General features: G+C 72.7%; 16 protein-coding genes. 11 read left to right on the top strand and 5 right to left on the bottom strand.

Features of this window, described 5'->3' with window-relative positions; translation table 11 throughout:
* Positions 1 to 5 precede the first annotated feature (5 nt).
* Complete coding sequence (locus tag E1300_RS36330; protein ID WP_131761651.1) at positions 6 to 1,283, bottom strand: class I SAM-dependent methyltransferase; 1,278 nt, start codon at positions 1,281 to 1,283, stop codon at positions 6 to 8.
* 253 nt (positions 1,284 to 1,536) lie between these two features.
* On the opposite strand from E1300_RS36330, the gene groES reads away from it, so the two are divergent.
* From groES to E1300_RS36310, 4 genes are all read left to right on the top strand, one after another.
* Positions 1,537 to 1,845, top strand: a complete 309-nt coding sequence (gene groES, locus E1300_RS36325) for a co-chaperone GroES (protein ID WP_089314894.1) — start codon at positions 1,537 to 1,539, stop codon at positions 1,843 to 1,845.
* Between the two features lie 83 nt (positions 1,846 to 1,928).
* A complete protein-coding gene (groL, locus tag E1300_RS36320) occupies positions 1,929 to 3,557 on the top strand; it encodes a chaperonin GroEL (RefSeq protein WP_131761650.1) in 1,629 nt (542 codons plus the stop codon).
* Between the two features lie 398 nt (positions 3,558 to 3,955).
* Positions 3,956 to 4,543 carry a sigma-70 family RNA polymerase sigma factor gene (locus E1300_RS36315; RefSeq protein ID WP_131761653.1) on the top strand — a complete coding sequence of 196 codons (588 nt, stop codon included), beginning with the start codon at positions 3,956 to 3,958 and terminating at the stop codon, positions 4,541 to 4,543.
* Positions 4,540 to 5,475 carry a hypothetical protein gene (locus E1300_RS36310; protein WP_131761649.1) on the top strand — a complete coding sequence of 312 codons (936 nt, stop codon included), beginning with the start codon at positions 4,540 to 4,542 and terminating at the stop codon, positions 5,473 to 5,475. Before E1300_RS36315 ends, E1300_RS36310 begins: the two co-directional genes overlap by 4 nt.
* Here the strand turns inward: E1300_RS36310 and E1300_RS36305 are convergent.
* Positions 5,472 to 5,867 (bottom strand): DUF5319 domain-containing protein, encoded by a 396-nt coding sequence (locus tag E1300_RS36305; RefSeq protein WP_131761648.1) that lies wholly within the window; start codon positions 5,865 to 5,867, stop codon positions 5,472 to 5,474. The genes E1300_RS36310 and E1300_RS36305 overlap by 4 nt on opposite strands.
* A gap of 234 nt (positions 5,868 to 6,101) precedes the next feature.
* Between E1300_RS36305 and guaB the strand changes: the two genes are divergently transcribed.
* The 3 genes from guaB to E1300_RS36290 all read left to right on the top strand — a co-directional run bounded on the left by guaB (position 6,102) and on the right by E1300_RS36290 (position 10,883).
* On the top strand, positions 6,102 to 7,598 hold the full coding sequence (gene guaB, locus E1300_RS36300; protein WP_131761647.1) for an IMP dehydrogenase: 1,497 nt from the start codon (positions 6,102 to 6,104) through the stop codon (positions 7,596 to 7,598).
* Between the two features lie 314 nt (positions 7,599 to 7,912).
* Positions 7,913 to 9,028 carry a GuaB3 family IMP dehydrogenase-related protein gene (locus E1300_RS36295; protein ID WP_131761652.1) on the top strand — a complete coding sequence of 372 codons (1,116 nt, stop codon included), beginning with the start codon at positions 7,913 to 7,915 and terminating at the stop codon, positions 9,026 to 9,028.
* A gap of 97 nt (positions 9,029 to 9,125) precedes the next feature.
* Entirely contained in the window at positions 9,126 to 10,883 is a 1,758-nt protein-coding gene (locus tag E1300_RS36290) for a glycerol-3-phosphate dehydrogenase/oxidase (protein WP_131761646.1), read from the top strand.
* 146 nt (positions 10,884 to 11,029) lie between these two features.
* Here E1300_RS36290 and E1300_RS36285 read toward each other — a convergent pair whose 3' ends face one another.
* Positions 11,030 to 11,668 (bottom strand): TetR/AcrR family transcriptional regulator, encoded by a 639-nt coding sequence (locus tag E1300_RS36285; protein WP_131761645.1) that lies wholly within the window; start codon positions 11,666 to 11,668, stop codon positions 11,030 to 11,032.
* 281 nt (positions 11,669 to 11,949) lie between these two features.
* On the opposite strand from E1300_RS36285, the gene E1300_RS36280 reads away from it, so the two are divergent.
* The 3 genes from E1300_RS36280 to E1300_RS36270 all read left to right on the top strand — a co-directional run bounded on the left by E1300_RS36280 (position 11,950) and on the right by E1300_RS36270 (position 15,974).
* Entirely contained in the window at positions 11,950 to 13,530 is a 1,581-nt protein-coding gene (locus E1300_RS36280) for a succinic semialdehyde dehydrogenase (protein ID WP_131761644.1), read from the top strand.
* Between the two features lie 11 nt (positions 13,531 to 13,541).
* The gene (locus E1300_RS36275; RefSeq protein WP_131761643.1) at positions 13,542 to 15,293 is read left to right on the top strand and encodes an FAD-dependent oxidoreductase; all 1,752 of its coding nucleotides are present in this window, start codon (positions 13,542 to 13,544) and stop codon (positions 15,291 to 15,293) included.
* Between the two features lie 234 nt (positions 15,294 to 15,527).
* Positions 15,528 to 15,974, top strand: a complete 447-nt coding sequence (locus tag E1300_RS36270) for a hypothetical protein (protein WP_131761642.1) — start codon at positions 15,528 to 15,530, stop codon at positions 15,972 to 15,974.
* A 24-nt stretch (positions 15,975 to 15,998) separates the two neighbouring features.
* On the opposite strand, the gene E1300_RS36265 is transcribed toward E1300_RS36270, so the two are convergent.
* A complete protein-coding gene (locus E1300_RS36265; RefSeq protein ID WP_131761641.1) occupies positions 15,999 to 16,928 on the bottom strand; it encodes a zinc metalloprotease in 930 nt (309 codons plus the stop codon).
* Between the two features lie 192 nt (positions 16,929 to 17,120).
* Here E1300_RS36265 and E1300_RS36260 point away from each other — a divergent pair, with 192 nt between their 5' ends.
* The gene (locus E1300_RS36260; RefSeq protein ID WP_131761640.1) at positions 17,121 to 17,855 is read left to right on the top strand and encodes a DNA alkylation repair protein; all 735 of its coding nucleotides are present in this window, start codon (positions 17,121 to 17,123) and stop codon (positions 17,853 to 17,855) included.
* Positions 17,856 to 17,867: 12 nt separating this feature from the next.
* Here E1300_RS36260 and E1300_RS36255 read toward each other — a convergent pair.
* Positions 17,868 to 18,770, bottom strand: a 903-nt coding sequence (locus tag E1300_RS36255) for a zinc metalloprotease (protein WP_131761639.1), incomplete at its 5' end; no start/stop codon positions are given.

The following is an 18,770-nucleotide window of genomic DNA, read 5'->3' as shown; positions in this document are numbered from 1 at the left end:
GCGGGTCAGGCAGGACTGGCGGCCCCGGCAGCCCGGGGTAGCGGGCGGGTCAGCAGCGCCACGGGAGCCTCGCCCACCCGGGTCACCACGAGCGTCAGCGCGGTGCCGCCGCGGCGGCGCTCCCGGTCGCCCGCGCGCCCGCCGAACCCGAGATCGCGGCGCAGCCGGTCGACGTCGACGGCCGAGCCGCGCTTCTTGACCGTGAGCGTCCCGACGCCGCGGCGGCGCAGCTCCGCCCGCAGCCGCTTCACCGAGAACGGCAGCACGTCCTCGACCTCGTACGCCGCCGCGAACGGCGTCGCGTGCCGCTCGTCGGACGTCACGTACGCGATCCGCGGGTCGGCGAGGCCGCCGCCGACCAGCCGCGCGACCTCGGCGACCAGGTGCGCCCGGATCACCGCCCCGTCGGGCTCGTAGAGGTAGCGGCCCCACGGCCGCACGTCCGGCTCGTCCGGGCCCTGCGGGGTGAGGGTCCACACCTCCGGGGCCGCGCCTGGCCCGGTGCCGGGTTCGGTGCCGGGGGAGAGGAGCGTGGCGCGGCGGCGCACGTCGCCGGCGAGCGCGCCGAGCCACAGCGCGGCCTCCTTCACGTCCCCGCCCACCGAGATCCACTCGGCCTCGGCGCCGTCCGGGACGGCCTCGTGCGGGATGCCGGGCGCGACCTTGACGCAGGCCGCCGGGACCCGTCCGGCGAGATCCAGGACGGTGTCGAGCGGCGGCTCGTACGCGCGCGGGTCGAAGACGCGGCCCCGCGCCGTGCGCCGCCCCGGGTCGGCGAAGACCGCCGCGTAGCCGGCCGGGTCCTGTTCCGTGGCGTCGCCCACCCGGACGGACGCCAGATCGTCCACCCCGAGCGCCGCCACGTTCGCGCGCGCCACCTCCGCCGTCAGCGGATCGATCTCCACGCCTTCTCCGGCGAGGCCCGCGCGCGCTCGGGCGACCAGATCCGCTCCGATCCCGCAGCCCAGTTCGAGCGTCGTGCCGGACGGCGCGCGGGAGGCGAACCGGGCGGCGCGGTGGGCGGCCACGCTCGCGCGGGTCGACTGCTCCAGCCCCTGCCGCGTGAAGTACATGCGGCGGGCGTCGGGACCGAACTTGGCCACGGCGCGCTCGCGCAGCCGCACCTGTGTCAGCGCCGCCGAGACCAGCTCGGCGCCGTGGCGTTCGCGGAGCCGCGAGGCGGTGGCGAGCAGGCCGTCCTCGCTGACGTCGTGGTCGCCCGCCTCGGCGAGTACCGCCTGGCCGGAGGGGGTGAGCAGCTCCAGGAACGCCGCGATGTCCATAAGGTGGAAGTTATCGGCCGGTGAACGCGTCCCGGCCGCCGCGGGGGTTGGAGCGGGCGCCTCCGTGTCCGTGTTGACGGGGTACCGGCCACGGAATAGTCTCCACTTGGCACTCTCCACATGAGAGTGCCAGACAGCGACAAGGTCGGTCTGGCACCCGCGACGGCAGGCCGGTCCAGGGTCGCCTCTTCTGCCACAAGTGCCGGCCGGCCGCCATGGCCGGCCGAGGACCAATCGAAGGGGAGGTCAGATCGTGACGACCGCCACCAAGGTTGTTCTCAAGCCGCTCGAGGACCGCATCGTCGTCCAGCCGCTTGAGGCCGAGACCACCACCGCGTCGGGCCTTGTCATTCCCGACACCGCCAAGGAGAAGCCCCAGGAGGGCACCGTCCTGGCGGTCGGCCCGGGCCGCGTCGACGACAAGGGCGAGCGCGTCCCCGTCGACGTCAAGGTCGGCGAGGTCGTGCTCTACAGCAAGTACGGCGGCACCGAGGTCAAGTACAACGGCGAGGACTACCTCGTCCTCTCGGCCCGCGACGTGCTCGCGGTCATCGAGAAGTAATCACCGAGACGTGATGCGCCCGCCCCGGTCCGCGCCGCCCTCCGGCGGGGCGGCCGGGGCGATCGCGTGACATAGGAGTATCCATGGCGAAGATCCTGGAGTTCGAGGAGGACGCGCGCCGGGCTCTTGAGCGCGGCGTCAACGCTCTCGCGGACGCCGTCAAGGTGACGATCGGCCCGCGCGGCCGCAACGTCGTCATCGACAAGAAGTTCGGCGCGCCGACCATCACCAACGACGGCGTCACGATCGCCCGCGAGGTGGAGCTGGAGGACCCCTACGAGAACCTCGGGGCCCAGCTCGCCAAGGAAGTGGCGACCAAGACCAACGACATCGCGGGCGACGGCACCACGACCGCGACCGTCCTCGCGCAGGCGCTCGTCCGCGAGGGCACCCGCAACGTGGCCGCCGGCGCCTCGCCGCTCGCCCTCAAGCGGGGCATCGACGCGGCCGCGCAGTACGTGTCCGACCAGCTCCTCAAGTCGGCCCGCGAGGTCGAGGAGAAGGGCGAGATCGCGCACGTCGCGACCATCTCCGCGCAGGACGCGCAGATCGGCGAGCTGATCGCCGAGGCGTTCGAGAAGGTCGGCAAGGACGGTGTCATCACCGTCGAGGAGGCCCACACCATGGGCCTGGAGCTGGAGTTCACCGAGGGCCTCCAGTTCGACAAGGGCTACCTGTCGCCGCACATGGTGACCGACCCCGAGCGCATGGAGGCCGTCCTGGAGGACGCCTACGTACTCATCGTGGACGGCAAGATCTCCAACGTGCAGGAGTTCCTGCCGCTGGCGGAGAAGGTCGCCCAGACCAAGAAGCCGCTGCTGGTGATCGCCGAGGACGTCGAGGGCGAGGCCCTGGCCCTGCTCGTCGCCAACAAGATCCGCGGCACGTTCACCTCCGCCGCGGTCAAGGCGCCGGGCTTCGGCGACCGCCGCAAGGCCATGCTCGGCGACATCGCCACCCTGACGGGCGGCCAGGTCGTCAGCGAGGCCATCGGCCTGAAGCTCGACTCCATCGGCCTGGACGACCTCGGCCGCGCCCGCCGCGTCACGGTCACCAAGGACGCCACCACCATCGTCGACGGCGAGGGCTCGCAGGACGAGATCCAGGCCCGGGTCAACCAGATCAAGGTCGAGATCGAGAACTCCGACTCCGACTGGGACCGCGAGAAGCTCCAGGAGCGCCTGGCCAAGCTGGCCGGCGGCGTCTGCGTGCTGCGGGTCGGCGCCGCCACCGAGGTGGAGCTGAAGGAGAAGAAGCACCGCCTGGAGGACGCCATCTCGGCGACCCGCGCGGCCATCGAGGAGGGCATCGTGTCCGGCGGCGGCAGCGCCCTCGTGCACGTGGCCAAGGAGGGCTTCGACAGCCTCGCCCTGTCCGGCGACGAGGCCACCGGCGCGGAGGCCGTCCGCCGCGCGCTGGTCGAGCCGCTGCGCTGGATCTCCGAGAACGCCGGCCAGGAGGGCTACGTCGTCGTCTCCAAGGTGCAGGAGCTGAAGCCGGGCCACGGCTACAATGCCGCCACCGGCGAGTACGGCGACCTGATCGGCCAGGGCGTCATCGACCCGGTGAAGGTCACCCGCTCGGCGGTCACCAACGCCGCCTCCATCGCGGGCATGCTGCTCACCACCGAGGCGCTCGTCGTCGAGAAGCCGGAGGAGGCCGACGAGGCCGCCGTCGGCGGGCACGGCCACGGCCACGGGCACGGCCACTGACCCACGAGGTCATCGATCGGCACGGTCATCGATCGGCACAGCGACCGATCGCCCAGCCCGCCGGGACGTCCCCCGGCGGGTGACCGGCGAGGCGTGCGGCTCGCCCCGCCGAAGATCGCCGCGAGACCCCCGTCCGGATTCCGGGCGGGGGTCTCCGGCGTCCGGGGACCCCGGATTCCGGTCACTGACCGGAAGATTCCGACCGCGTTGTGTAGTATCCGCAGACTCGTCCCAGCACTGTGACCATTCCGTTGTCGAGTACGGTGGAGACACGCCCGGCACCGCTGGGCATCATGCTTGACGTGACCGAGGGATGCTACGCCGGGACCGTGACCGCGCGCGCTACCGAACCCTCCAGGGGACCAGCCCCTCCGCCGCCCCGCGCCACCGGCCGCGGGGTGCGGGCCCTGCACGCCGCGAAGGCCGACGAGGGCGACCTCAAGGAGCTGACGACGCTCGCCGTCCAGGGCGACCCGGGCGCCATCGAAGTGCTCATCGGCGAGGTCCGCCCCATGGTCGTCCGCTACTGCCGCGCCCGGCTCGGCCGCGTCTCCGGCCAGTACCACATCGCCGACGACGTGGCCCAGGAGGTGTGCATCGCCGTCCTGTCGGCGCTGCCCCGCTACCGCGACATGGGCCGCCCCTTCGCCTCCTTCGTCTTCGGCATCGCCGCGCACAAGATCGCCGACGCGCTGCGCAGCGCCGTCCGCGCCGCCGTGCCGACCGAGGACCTGCCGGACGGCCCCGACGACCGCCCCGGGCCCGAGGAGACCGTCGTCCGCTACATCGAGGCGCAGCGCGCCCGCGACCTGCTGACGCGCCTGCCCGAGCACCAGCGCGAACTGGTGCTGCTGCGCGTCGTCGCGGGCCTGTCGGCCGAGGAGACCGGTAATGTGCTGGGCATGTCCGCGGGGGCCGTACGGGTCGCGCAGCACCGGGCCCTGGCCCGGCTGCGGGCGATGGCCAGAGAGGAGTCGATCGCTTGACGGAGCGGCGCCCCGGTGCCCCGGATCCGGCCGAGCCTCCGCACTCCGGCGGTCGTCCCTCGCCGGAGGCCCCGCCGCACCCTCCCGCGGTCGCCCAGTTCGCGGACCTCGGCGCGGTACGCCGTACGGACGCGATCTTCCAGGCCCTCGCGGAGCGGCGCGCTGCCGCCTCCGCGGCCGCCCCTGACCCCGGCCGCGCGCCCGCCGCCGAGCAGCGTCCCGCCGGCCAGAGCCCCGCCGGGCCGTGCCTCGGTGAGCAGTGTCTCGGCGAGCCGTGCTCCGCCGAGCAGCGTCCCGCCGAGGAGACCGATCCGGCCGTCCGCCTGCTCCGCGCCCTCGTCACCGACGTCGACGACCCCGCCCCCGGACGCGACGCGCCGCCCGAACCCGGCCCGGCGCCGTCCGGCCCCGGCACCCGGCGCCGCGGCCCCCGCACCATCGTGGCCCTCGGCGTCGCCGGGGCCGTGCTCGCCAGCACCGGCGTGGCCGCCGCGGGCGGCGACCTGGGCGAGCACTCCGCCGCGCAGTCCCCGGGCACGGTCCGGTTCGCCGAGCGCTTCGGCAGGACGCCCCGCCCGAACGCCCCCGACACCGACGCGGAGAGCCGCACCCGGCCCCGCCCGATCGCGATCGCGCCGACGCCCGCCCGGCCGGTCGCCGAGCGCTCCCGCCCGCCGTCCCCGCAGCCGTCCGCGGACCCGGAACGCGCCGGGAGCACCCGCGCCAAGCCGCGGCCCGATGGGTACCGGCCCCGCTGGCCCGTCCCGCCCGCCACGGAGCCCCCCGCCGTCCCGGGACGCCCGAGCCTGAAGTCCGGCGACGCGCCGCCGTCCGCCGACGACCTCGCCCGCCGCCTGGACGACATCCGCCGCCAGACCCAGCGGCGCATCGACCAGTACAGGACCCCGTACAGCCCCTACCGCGACCGCTAGGGCGTGTCGGTGTCGCGGCCCTCTTCGCTGTCGATGACGCCGTCCACGTACCCGCGGGCGTACTCCCAGCTGACGTAGTCGACCGGGTCGGGGGCCAGGGCGGGCTCGTGGACGCGGGGGAGCCCCTCGTCGAGCAGGTGCCGCAGGTTCCCGTGCAGCAGGTCCCAGTCGATGTAGTGGAGCTTGCCGCAGTCGCCGCAGTCGACGGTGAGCCCGCGCACGCCCAGCGGCTCCAGGAGCGCCCGGAACACCTCCAGGTCGGCCAGATCGGCCAGTACGTCCTCGCGCTCGGCCACGCTCAGCGGGGCGGCCTCCTCGCCGGGGTCGCCGAGCGACGCCGCCGGATCCTCCGGATCTCCGGCGAACGGGTCGAGCGGGGCATCGTCGTGCACAACCCCACGCTACTGCGCGACGCCCCGCCAGGTGCACCCCCGGTCCGCCGTCCGCGCGAACAATCACCCAGCGTGGTAGGGGAATGCCCGGCTCCCTCCCGCTTGTTACCGGGTGTCATCAACACCACGCCCCCGCGGTCCGCAACCGCCGGTCACGGCGCGCGCCACGCCCTACCATGGGGACAGGGTCGCCGTGACCTGGCCGGATACCGTCACCTCTACGGGAAGGTAGTCATGAACCCCGCAGCCGAGCCCGCCAAGTTCCTCCCGCAGGGCCTGACCTTCGACGACGTGCTGCTGCTGCCGGGCTACTCCGACCTCCAGCCCGGCGAGGCCGACACGACCACGCGGCTGACCCGGGACATCACGCTGCGGATCCCGCTGGTGTCGGCGGCGATGGACACGGTGACCGAGGCGCGCACCGCCGTCGCGATGGCCCGCCAGGGCGGCATCGGCGTGCTGCACCGCAACATGGCGATCGAGGAGCAGGCCGAGCAGGCCGACCGCGTCAAGCGCTCCGAGGCCGGGATGATCACCAATCCGGTGACCTGCCTCCCCGACGCGACGCTCGCCGACGTCGAGGAGCTCTGCGCCCGCTACCGGATCTCCGGCGTGCCCGTCACCGACGTCCGGGGCGTGCTGGTCGGCATCGTCACCAACCGCGACATGCGCTTCGAGACCGACCCGTCCCGTCCCGTACGGGAGGTCATGACGCCGATGCCGCTGGTCACGGCCCCGGTGGACGTGTCGCGCGACGACGCGTTCCGGCTGCTGGCGGGCAACAAGGTCGAGAAGCTCCCGCTGGTGGACGGCGAGGGCCGGCTGCGCGGACTGATCACCACCAAGGACTTCACCAAGAGCGAGCAGTACCCCGACTCCACCAAGGACGCCGACGGCCGGCTGCTGGTCGCGGCCGCGGTGGGCGTCGGCGAGGACGCGATCCGCCGGGCCCGGGCGTTGATCGACGCGGGCACCGACGTGATCATCGTGGACACCGCGCACGGCCACTCCAAGGGCGTCGCCGACACGATCGCCGCGATCAAGGCGAACTCCGGCGTCCAGGTCGTCGGCGGCAACGTCGCCACCTACGCGGGCGCGAAGGTCCTGGTCGAGGCCGGAGCGGACGCCGTCAAGGTCGGCGTCGGCCCCGGCTCGATCTGCACCACCCGCGTGGTCGCGGGCGTCGGCGTCCCGCAGATCACCGCGATCTTCGAGGCCGCCCGCGCCGCGAAGGAGGCGGGCGTCCCCGTGATCGGGGACGGCGGCCTCCAGTACTCCGGCGACATCGCCAAGGCCCTCGTCGCGGGCGCCGACACCGTGATGCTCGGCAGCCTGCTCGCCGGCGTCGAGGAGTCGCCCGGCGAGCTGATCTTCGTCCACGGCAAGCAGTACAAGTCGTACCGCGGCATGGGCTCGCTCGGCGCCATGCGCAACCGCGAGCGCGGCGCGTCCTTCTCCAAGGACCGCTACGCCCAGGCCGACGTGACCAGCGAGGAGAAGCTGATCCCCGAGGGCGTCGAGGGCCAGGTGCCCTACCGCGGCCCCCTCGCCAACGTCGCGCACCAGCTCATCGGCGGCCTCCACCAGTCGATGTGGTACGCGGGCACCCGCACGATCCCCGAGCTCCAGGAGCGCGGCCAGCTCATGCGCATCAGCCCCGCCGGCCTCCGCGAAAGCCACCCCCACGACATCCAGATGACAGTAGAGGCCCCCAACTACCAAGGTAGGTAGGCGGTATTTATTGCAACGCCCTTGGCGGTCGGCGCTGGCGCGCCTCCCTTCAACGGGCATTGCGGCGATCGCTGGCATCGCTCCGGCTCGCCCAGGGGCTCGCTGCGCGATCAGGTTCTCGCTTCGCTTGAACCTGGCTTCGCACGCGATCGCAGCGCTGGGCTTGTTGATCATTGAGGTGAGTACGGGCGACGGCTGAGGTCTTCGCTGCGTCCGGGCTGCGGGGGCGCGGCGGCGAGGGGCTTAGGCGAGCACGTAAGCTCGGGCCGGGTTTTGTTCTCGCGGTGAGATGAGGAAGGCGCATGGCTGCTGAGGTGGAGATCGGCCGGGGTAAGAGCGGCCGGCGGGCGTACGCCTTCGACGACATCGGCATCGTGCCGTCGCGCCGCACGCGCGACCCGGAGGAGGTCAGCGTCGCCTGGCAGATCGACGCCTACCGCTTCGAGATGCCGCTGGTCGTCGCGCCGATGGACAGCGTCGTCAGCCCGGCCACGGCGATCGCGGTCGGGCGGCTCGGCGGGCTCGCCGTCCTCGACCTCGAAGGGCTGTGGACGCGGTACGAGAACCCGGAGCCGCTGCTCGCGGAGATCGCGTCGCTGGACGACGTCCGGGCCACGAACCGGCTCCAGGAGATCTACGCCGAGCCGATCAAGGAGGAGCTGATCGGCCGCCGGATCGAGGAGGTCCGCGAGTCCGGCGTGACCGTGGCGGCGCGGCTGTCGCCGCAGCGGACGGCCCAGTTCCACAAGGCCGTGATCGACGCCGGGGTCGACCTGTTCGTGATCCGGGGCACCACCGTGTCCGCGGAGCACGTGTCCGGGCGGCACGAGCCCCTCAACCTCAAGCAGTTCATCTACGACCTGGACGTCCCGGTCATCGTGGGCGGCTGCTCCACCTACACCGCCGCGCTGCACCTGATGCGCACCGGCGCGGCCGGGGTGCTCGTCGGGTTCGGCGGCGGCTCCGGCCACACCACCCGGACGGTCCTCGGCGTCGCGGTGCCGATGGCGACCGCGGTCGCGGACGTGGCGGCGGCGCGGCGCGACTACATGGACGAGTCCGGCGGCCGCTACGTGCACGTGATCGCGGACGGCGGCATGGTCAACAGCGGCGACATCGCCAAGGCGTTCGCCTGCGGCTCCGACGCGGTCATGGTCGGCTCGCCGTTCGCCCGCGCCACCGAGTCGCCCGGGCGCGGCTACCACTGGGGCAGCGAGGCGCACCACGGCGACGTCCCCCGCGGCACCCGGCTCGACCTCGGGACGATCGGGACGATGGAGCAGATCCTGTACGGCCCCTCGCGGGTGGCGGACGGCTCGATGAACCTGATCGGCGCGCTCCGGCGGGCGATGGCGACGTCCGGGTACACCGAGTTGAAGGAGTTCCAGCGGGTACAGGTGGTCGTGGCGCCGCGCAGGCTCAACGACTGAGAGCGGGCTCACCGAGAATCGGGCGTTTCCAGGGTGGTCCCGTCCTTACTGTTGGGTAGGTACGACTGGTAACCCATACCGCTCTGGGGGGATTGCGATGACGGGATCACCGGTGACGGGCCTCGGCAGCTCACGGCTGGGCCCGGCGGAGCGGGCGGCGGCGCTGGACCGCATGGCCCGCGAGGAGTTCGACGTGGTGGTGGTCGGCGGCGGGATCGTCGGCGCCGGCGCCGCCCTCGACGCGGCGACCCGCGGCCTGTCGGTGGCGGTCGTCGAGGCGCGCGACTTCGCGTCCGGGACGTCGTCGCGGTCCTCGAAGCTGATCCACGGCGGTCTGCGCTACCTGGAGCAGTACAACTTCGACCTGGTCCGGGAGGCGCTGACCGAACGCGGGCTGCTGCTCCAGCAGATCGCGCCGCACCTCGTCCGGCCGGTGCCGTTCCTCCTGCCGACCACGCACCGCGTGTGGGAGCGCGCCTACATCGGCGCGGGCGTGGCGCTGTACGACGCGCTGGCGTTCCAGATGGGCAGCACGCGCGGCGTCCCGCACCACCGCCACCTGACGCGCCGCGGGGCGCTGCGGCTGGCGCCGTCCCTGCGCAAGGACTCGTTCGTCGGGGCGATCCAGCTCTGGGACGCGCAGGTCGACGACGCCCGCTACGTGATGACGGTGCTGCGCACGGCCGCGGAGTACGGGGCGCAGATCGCGTCCAGGACCCAGTGCCTCGGCTTCCTGCGGGAGGGCGAGCGCGTCACGGGGCTGCGGATCCGCGACCTGGAGGCGAACACGACCAGCGAGGTCCGCGCCAAGCAGGTCGTGAACGCGACCGGTGTCTGGACGGACGACATCCAGGAGCTGGTCGGCGGCCGGGGCCAGATTCACGTGAAGGCGTCCAAGGGCATCCACCTGGTGGTCCCGAAGGACCGCATCCACTCCGCCACCGGGATCCTGCTGCGCACGGAGAAGTCGGTCCTGTTCGTCATCCCCTGGGGACGGCACTGGATCATCGGGACCACCGACACGGCTTGGGACCTCGACAAGGCCCACCCCGCCGCGTCCAAGGCGGACATCGACTACGTCCTGGACCACGTCAACGCCGTGCTCAACACGCCGCTCACCCATGACGACGTCGAGGGCGTCTACGCGGGCCTCCGCCCGCTCCTCACCGGGGAGACCGACGAGACCTCGAAGCTGTCCCGCGAGCACGTCGTCGCCCACCCCGTGCCCGGCCTCGTCCTGGTCGCCGGGGGCAAGTACACGACGTACCGGGTCATGGCGAAGGACGCGATCGACGCCGTCGCGCACGGCCTCGACGGGAAGGTCGCCGAGTCCTGCACCGACCGCATCCCGCTGGTCGGCGGCGACGGCTTCCAGGCCATGTGGAACGCCCGGCACCGCCTCGCGGCCCGCTCGAAGCTGCACGTCGCCCGCATCGAGCACCTCCTCGGCCGCTACGGCACGCTGCTGGACGACGTCCTGGAGCTGATCGCGGAGAAGCCCGACCTCGCCAAGCCGCTGGCCGGCGCCGACGACTACCTCCGCGCGGAGATCGTCTACGCCGCCTCGCACGAGGGCGCCCGGCACCTCAACGACGTCCTGGCCCGCCGCACCCGCATCTCCATCGAGACCTGGGACCGCGGCGTCGGTGTCGCCCAGGAGGCCGCCGACCTCATGGCGCCCGTCCTCGGCTGGACGAAGAAGCAGCGCGACCGCGAGATCGAGTACTACCGCAAGCGCGTGGAGGCCGAACGCTCGTCCCAGACCCAAGTGGACGACCAGGAAGCCGACGCCCACCGCAAGGGCGCTCCCGACATCGTTCCTGTTTTTGGCGACACCCTCGGCGTCAAGCCCTAGCGGGCTTTCCTTCAACGGGCATCGCGGCGATCGCTGGCATCGCTCCGGCTCGCCTAGGGGCTCGCTGCGCGATCAAGTTCTCGCAGGCTCGAACTTGGCTTCGCACGCGATCGCAACGTGACCGGTCGGAGCCTGACCACCATGGCTCAGCTGCCTACACCGAGGGCCTTGCGGCCGACCGTATACAGGTCGGCGGGGACGCGGTCTGGGTCTAGTAGGTGTTGGACGGCCAGGCCCAGGTCGAGGGCCATGGCCAGGGTGGCGCGTTCGGTGGGGGCGATGCCGTCGGCGTCGTCGAGGTCGCTGGCCAGGCGGGCGCGCTGCTCGGCGTACCAGTCGGCGATGCGCCAGCCGGCGGCGTAGTCGCGCATGCCGTAGAGCCAGAACTCCATGAGCAGGAGCGCGGGGAGGCGGGCGCGGTCGCCGGGGTGGGCGCGGGAGGCGGCGCGGCCGGTGCGTTCGAGGCCGTCGTCGCGGGTGTGGCCGGCGGCGCGGAGCTCGTCGCAGACCTCGGTGCCGATGCGGTCGCTGGTGAAGCGTTCCAGGAGGGCGAGCAGGAGGTCGGTCTTGCCCGCGAAGTTGGAGTAGACCGCCCCCTTGGTGAGCCCGGCGGCCGCGGCGATGTCGTCGAGCGAGGCGCCGTGGATGCCGCGCTCGGCCCAGAGCTCCTCGGCGGCGCCGAGGAGCGCGGTGCGGGTCTGCTCGCGCCGGTCGCGCCGGCCCGCCGCGGATCCGTTCGCCGCCGCGTCACCCTCGGGCCGATGGTCGCCGTGGGCGTCGTCCATGTGCGGTTCCTTCCGGGTGGAGGGGCGGGAGCGCTCCGCTTCCGGGCGCGCGGCAGCGGACGTCCGGGGACCGGCGGAGGCCGGCGCCGTTTCTCCTCCCGGAATACACCGGCCGGACATGGTCAATCCGCGAGTTCCTCAAGTCCGCCGTACTTGGAACGTTCCGTTCGGCGCGGATCCGCGCCTGCGGAAGGAGAAGCCGGGCATGTGCGGCATATCTCTGCAAGCGGCTCGTTACCTGTGGGTAGCCAGAAGTGGCCGGGGGGTCATACTCTGCCTGCATGGCAACCCCGACGGTCCCTGCCCGTGGCGCGGCAGAGCACAGGCTCCCTGAGACCCTCATCGACCGGCTGGCCTCCCACGTCTCCTCCGGCGGCGCCGAGACGGTGACGATCCCCACCCCGTTCACGGGCGAGGACCTCGCGACCGTCCCGCTCTCGTCCGCCGACGACGTCCGCGCGGCCTACGAGCGGGCCCGCGCGGCCCAGCGCGCCTGGGCCGCCAAGCCCGTCGGGGAGCGCGTCAAGCCGTTCCTGCGGCTCGCGGACGCGCTGGTGGCCCGGCGCGAGGAGATCCTCGACATCATCCAGCTGGAGACGGGCAAGGCCCGCCGCCACGCGCTGGAGGAGTACCTCGACGTCGCGCTGTGCTCGCTGTACTACGCGCGGCGGGCCGGGAGGCTGCTGAAGCCGCGCCGGCGGCAGGGCATGATGCCGGGGCTCACCCGCGTCCAGGAGCTGCGGCACCCGAAGGGCGTCGTCGGGCTGATCGCGCCGTGGAACTACCCGTTCGCGCTCGGCACCAGCGACATCGCGCCCGCGCTCATGGCGGGCAACGCCGTCGTCCACAAGCCGGACACCCAGACCTGCCTGTCGAGCCTGTGGGTCCTGGACCTGCTGGTCGCGCTCGGCCTGCCGCGGGACGTGTGGCAGATCGTCGTCGGGGACCCGGCCGAGATCGGCGACCCGCTGATCGAGAACGCCGACTACGTCTCGTTCACCGGCTCCACCCGGGGCGGGAAGGCGATCGCCGCGAAGGTCGCGCCGCGGCTCGTCGCGTACTCGCTGGAGCTCGGCGGCAAGAACCCGATGATCGTCATGCCGGACGCCGACGTCGAGCGCACCGCCCGCGGCGCCATCCGGGCCTGCTTCACCAACGCCGGGCAGCTGTGCATCTCGATCGAGCGGATGTACGTCCACGAGGACATCTACGACCGGTTCGTCCCGCGGCTCACCGAGCTGGTGAAGGGGATGCGGCTCGGCACCGGGCTCGACTTCGACGCGGAGATGGGCTCGCTGACCCACGCCCGCCAGCTGGAGGCCGTCACCCGGCACGTCGACCAGGCCGTCAAGGAGGGCGCCACCGTCCTCGCCGGCGGCAGGGCGCGTCCCGACATCGGCCCGCTGTTCTACGAGCCGACCCTCCTCACGGACGTCAACGGCGACATGGACCTGTGCGCCAGCGAGACGTTCGGGCCCGTCGTCGCCATCTACAAGTACCGGGACGAGGACGAGGTCATCGCCCGCGCCAACGACACCCCGTACGGGCTGAACGCCTCCGTCTGGACGAAGGACGTCGCGCACGGGCGCCGCGTCGCCGCCCGGATCCAGGCGGGCACCGTCAACATCAACGACGGGTACGGGGCGGCGTACGCGTCCTACGACTCGCCGATGGGCGGCATGAAGCAGTCGGGCGTCGGCCGCCGGCACGGCGCCGAGGGGCTGCTGAAGTTCACCGAGGTCCAGACGGTCGCGAGCCAGCACCTCATGGACCTCGAACCGCCCGGTTCCATCGGCTTCGACACGTTCGCGGACGTCATGTCGAAGAGCATCACGCTGATGAAGAAGCTCCGGATCAAGTAGGGATCGATCGGGTGAAGCATGACTTCGACGTCCTCGTCGTCGGATCGGGGTTCGGCGGCAGCGTCTCGGCGCTGCGGCTGACCGAGAAGGGGTACAAGGTCGGCGTGATCGAGGCGGGCCGCCGCTTCGACACCAACCCGTCCGGTGCCCCCGGCTCGCGTTACCCGGAGCTGCCGAAGACGAACTGGCGCGTCGCCCGCTACCTGTGGGTGCCCGCGCTCGGCCTCACCGGCATGCAGCGGCTGCACCTGATCAGGGGCGCCAAGGCCAGCCGCGTGCTGGTGATGGCCGGCGCCGGCGTCGGCGGCGGGTCGCTCAACTACGCCAACACGCTGTACGTCCCGCCGGAGCCGTTCTTCAGGGACCGCCAGTGGGCGCACATCACCGACTGGCAGGACGAGCTGGCCTCCTACTACGACCAGGCCAAGCGGATGCTCGGCGTCGTCCAGAACACGACGACGACCGCGGCCGACGAGGTCATGCGGAAGGTCGCCGACCGGATGGGCGCGGGCGACACGTTCGTGAAGACCCCCGTCGGCGTCTACTTCGGGCGCGGCGCCGGCGTCGAGAGCGCCGACCCCTACTTCGGCGGCGCGGGCCCGCGCCGCCGCGGCTGCCTGGAGTGCGGCGAGTGCATGACCGGCTGCCGGCACGGCGCCAAGAACATGCTCACCGAGAACTACCTGTACCTCGCCGAGAAGGCCGGCGCCCGGATCATGCCGCTGAGCCGGGTGACGTCGGTGTCGCCGCTCGCGGGCGGCGGCTACGCGGTCGAGATCGTCCGGACGGGGTCGTTCGGCCGCAACCGCAAGACGCTCACGGCCCGGGAGGTCGTGTTCGCCGCCGGGACCTACGGAACCCAGAAGCTGCTGCACAAGCTCAAGTCGACCGGACGCCTGCCGCGACTGTCCGACCGGCTCGGCGAGCTGACCCGCACGAACTCCGAGGCGATCCTCGGCGCCGGGCGTCGCAACGGCGGCCCCGGCCCCGACTACTCCCAGGGCGTCGCGATCACGTCCTCGTTCCATCCGACGCCGGAGACGCACATCGAGCCCGTCCGCTACGGCCGCGGCTCCAACCTCCTCGCCGGGCTCCAGACGCTCCTCGTGGACGGCGACCGCCCGGGGGAGAAGCACGTCCCGCGCATCCGCAAGTTCGCGCGCGAGGTGGTGCGGCGGCCCCGCGACCTCATCCAGCTCTTCGACGTCCGGCACTGGTCGGAGCGGACGGTCATCGCCCTGGTCATGCAGACCCGCGACAACTCGATCACCCTCCGGCCGAAGAAGGGCCCGTTCGGCTGGGACGTCCGCGCGGGGGCCGGGCACGGCGAGCCCAACCCGACCTGGATCCCGGAGGGCCACGAGGCCACCCGGCTGATCGGCGAGGAGATCGGCGGGATCGCGGGCGGCACCTGGGGCGACCTGTTCGACGTCCCGATGACCGCGCACTTCCTCGGCGGCTGCGCGATCGGCGACTCCGCGGAGTCCGGCGTCATCGACCCTTACCACCGTGTCTACGGACATCCCGGCCTGCACGTCGTGGACGGTTCGGCGGTCTCCGCGAACCTCGGCGTCAACCCGTCCCTGACGATCACGGCGCAGGCGGAGCGGGCGATGTCGTTCTGGCCGAACCGCGGCGAGGAGGACCCGCGCCCCGAGCTCGGCCACGGCTACCGGCGGATCGCCGCCGTCCCGCCGAAGAACCCCGTGGTGCCGGTGGACGCCCCGGCCGCCCTCCGCCTGCCCATCGTGGGCATCACCTGACCGGCCCCGGGCATGGCGGAGCCCCCGACCGCCATGCCCGGCGGCCTTCACCCGGCCGCTTCGCCTGGACGGTTCGTTCAGCCGGTCCGCCTGGCCGGTCCGCCTGGCCGGTTCGCCTGGCCGGTTCGCCTGGACGGTCCGCCTGGCCGGTCCGCGTGGAAGGTCGGCTAGGTCGGGACACGCCGTAATCGCTCCTGGCAGGCAGGCGGTGCCCGGCGTCCCTAGCGTGCGTGCATGCTCAAGCTCTCTCCCCTCGCCGCGGCGCTGAGCGTCCCCGCCGTCCTCGCCCTTGCGGGCGGTCCCGTCCAGGCCGCCGAGCCGAAGCCGCAGGTGCTTCCGATGACCGCGGAGCTGCGCGCCGAGCTGGCCCGGCTGTTCGAGCGCGTGCACAACCCCGGCCACCACCACGATCTCGTCGTGGAGAGGAAGGGCGCCCACTACGGCCGCATGGGCGCCCGCCACTACGCCGTTCTCGGCCTCTGGTACCGGGACGGCCCTACCAAGAACACCGACGCCGGGACCGCCTTCACCAGAACCGGATCGAAGGGCTGGACGGTCAGCATGGTTGACGGCGCCTACGACCCGTGCGCCCGGCCGGCGCCGGAGCCGATGATGCGCGCCTGGGGCATGCGCGTCGCCAAGTGCTCCGGCGCCGCGAGACGTCCGGCGGGGGGCCGCTGATCGGCCCCCCGGCCGGTCACGTGGTCAGGCCCGGTAGGCGGCCCACTGGTCGCGCATCCGCTGGGACTGGCCCGGCGTGAACTCGTACATGCACGCGTCGTAGCTGTAGTCCATGAAGTTGTGGATCGGGTCGGCGCCCGCCGAGGAGCAGGTGTCGCGGCCGGTCGGGCAGCCCTGGGCGGGGCTCTGCTCGGCGGGAGTGTCGGAGACGCGGTCGCCCTGGCCGCTGCACCCGCCCTGGAACGTGTGGTACAGCCCCATCCAGTGGCCGACCTCGTGGGTCCCGGTGTCGCCTTCGTTGTAGTTGGTGAGGGCGCCGCCCGGCAGGCTCTGGTAGTGGATGACCACGCCGTCCATCTTCGGGGACGAGCGGTACTCGCTCGGGAACGTCGCCCAGCCGAGCAGCTCGTCGCCGAGGTCGGCGGTGTAGAAGTTGAGGTCCTGCGCGTTTCCGGTGTGCAGGGCGTTCTTCATCTGGGTCTCGTAGCCCTCGGGGTCGGAGAACCACGAGGCGTTCTTCGTCCGCTTCGTCTCGGCGAGCGTGAAGGTGACCCCGCTGGACGCGTAGGCGCTGTTCATGACGTCGAGCTGCTTCTTCAGCGTTGCGTCGGACACGTTGCCCGCGCTGCCGTAGACGACCTGGAAGTGGACACGGACGGTGATCGCGGCGGCGGCCTTCGTCCTGGCGGACGCGCCGAGCCGTCCGATGCGGCTCTGGAAGTCCTTCTCCATCGCGGCGACCTTGGCGGTGCCTGGCTGGTGCCGTTCGGTGGCCGTGGAGCCCGCGCGGACGCGGGCGTGCGCGTCCGCCGCGGGGGCGCAGTCGCGGGCCGCCGCGGCGGCGGTCCTCGCGGGCGCGGCCGGGGCGGCGGAGACGGCGGGTGCGGCGGCGGGCGCGTAGGCGGTGAACCCGGCGAGCAGGCCCGCGGCGGCGGCGATTCCAGCGCGTTTCATGGAACTCCTTGGGGGGCGGCGTGCGGTGGGGACGCACGCGGAGGGGAGCGGAGTCGTCACTGGAACCAGGGTGATAGCCGAAAACTGCCACGTCTTTGGCAATGCTGGACAAACAGGGGCAAGCAACGCTTAATACGGCGACCTGGCGCCGACGGGCCGGCGTTGTCGGTGGTCGCGCGTAACCTGCGGTCCATGGACGTGGAGGGAGGGGCGGCGCGGATCGTGGCTGGCCTGCGCGCCCAGGCCGACCCGGCGCGGGCCGAGAAGGAGAGGGCCTACCTCAAGAGCGACTTCGCGCACATCGGCGTGCCCGTCCCCGCGCTGCGCACGGTGGCGCTGCCCGTGGTGCGGGAGGTCCGCACCCGCGACGAGGCGCTCGCCCTCGCCGAGGCGCTGTGGACGGTCACCGACGGCGGCCGTCCCGTGCACGAGACCCGCATGGCGGCGGTCGAGGTGCTCGTCAGGAGTGCGAAGCTGCTGGAGTCGCGTGACGTCGGCGCGGCGGAGCGGTACGTCCGCGACTCGGCGAGCTGGGTGTACGTCGACCACCTCGCCGAGAAGGTGGTGGGCGCGCTAGCCGTCCGCTTCCTGGACGTGGGGGCCGTCCTGGACGCGTGGGTCGGCGACCCCTACATGTGGATCCGGCGCACGGCCGTCCTGGCGCTCCTGTACGGAATCCGTAGGGACGCCCCGGACCTGGAGCGGATCAGCCGCTTCGGGGACGTCCTCATCGGGGAGGGGGAGTTCTTCATTCGCAAGGCGCTCGGCTGGGTCCTGCGGGAGCTGTCGAAAACCGACCCGGACTGGGTCGCCGGCTGGGTGGCCGCCCGTATCGGCGCCATCTCGGGCGTGACGATGCGCGAGGCGGTCCGGCGGCTCCCGCCCGAAGACGCCGAGCGCCTCCTCACCGCCTACCGCTCCCGCTGAGCCCCGCGCCGGTTAGGCGCGGTAGGCGGCCCAGACCTTGTGGATGCGGACGCCCTGCCCGGCGGTGAAGGACGTCATGCAGGTGTCGTAGCTGTAGTCCATGAAGTTGTGGACGGGGTCGGCGCCCGGCGCGGGGCAGGTGTCCTTGCCGGTCGGGCAGCCGTTGGTCGGGTCGCGCTCGGCCGGGGTGTCGGCCACGCGGTCGCCCTGGCCGCCGCAGCCGTCCTGGAACGTGTGGTAAAGCCCGAGCCAGTGCCCGACCTCGTGCGTGGCGCTGAAGCCCTTGTTGAAGTGTTCGATCGAACCGCCCGGCATGCTGGCGTAGTGGATGGTGACGCCGTCCATCCGCGGCTCGGCCTTGTACTTCCACGGGAACGTCGACCAGCCGAGCAGGTCGCCGCCGATGTTGCCGCTGTAGAGGTTCAGCGCGTTCTGACCGCCCCGGCGGAGCCTCGGCTTGTAGGTGCCCTCGTAGCGCTCGGGATCGGCGTACCAGGACGCGTTGTCGGTGCGGCTGATCCTGTCCAGCCGGAACGCGACGCGGGTGTCGGCGCCGCCGAGCCGGCCGCCGTACGAGGCGTTCAGCACGTCGACCTGCTGCCGGATCGTCGCGTCGGGCACGTTGCCCTTGGCGCCGTCGTGCAGGACGTGGAAGTAGACCGGCACGGTGACCGGCGCCGTCGCGCGGGCCTCCGCGGCCTCGTCCGCCGCCGAGGCGGGGGGCTCCTCCGTCTCGTCCCGCGCCAGGACGCCGAGGCCGAGGGCCCGCAGCACCTGGTTGAGCTTCAGCTCGGCGGCGGCGGCCTGCGCCGGTGTCAGGTCGTTCGGTTCCCGCACCTGCGCGCCGGGCCGGAGGCGGGCCGCCGACGCGGCGCAGTCGCCCGCGGCCTGGCGCGTGCCCGCGGCGGCGTGGCG

It is taken from the genome of Actinomadura fibrosa (assembly GCF_900659615.1).
Classification (GTDB): domain Bacteria; phylum Actinomycetota; class Actinomycetes; order Streptosporangiales; family Streptosporangiaceae; genus Spirillospora; species Spirillospora fibrosa.
The sequence above is the reverse complement of the archived record's forward strand: the minus strand, read 5'-3'. Positions and strand labels throughout refer to the sequence as shown.